Genomic DNA, 386 nt, shown 5'->3' on the forward strand with positions numbered 1-386 from the left:
TTGACATGTGATCTGCACAGATTTTATAATGTAATAAGCAATAATACATTATCAAACGAACAATACTGGTAAAAGAAAACCAAAATGGACGACATTGAAACAGCCAAGAATCTGACGGTAAAAGCACGTACAGCTTATAGCGTCTGGGATGTATGTCGGCTGTTTATTGAAATGATTGCTCCTGATGTAGATATTGATATAGAGAGTAAACGTAAGTCTGATGAGCTACTCTTTCCAGGATATGTCATAAGGCCCATGGAATCTCTCACAACCGGTAGGCCGTATGGTCTTGATTCTAGCGCAGAAGATTCCAGCGTATCTTCTGACTCCAGTGCTGAGGTAATTTTGCCTGCTGCGAAGATGGTTAAGGAAAGGTTTGATTCGAT

At 40.2% G+C, this 386-nt stretch carries 1 protein-coding gene; it reads left to right on the plus strand.

Features of this window, described 5'->3' with window-relative positions:
• Window positions 1-84: 84 nt before the first annotated feature.
• Window positions 85-386: hypothetical protein (locus LJE12_RS19755; RefSeq protein WP_227292416.1), on the plus strand; the 302-nt coding region annotated here is incomplete at its 3' end.

It is taken from the genome of Blautia sp. DFI.6.71 (assembly GCF_020593585.1).
Lineage (GTDB): Bacteria > Bacillota > Clostridia > Lachnospirales > Lachnospiraceae > Blautia_A > Blautia_A wexlerae.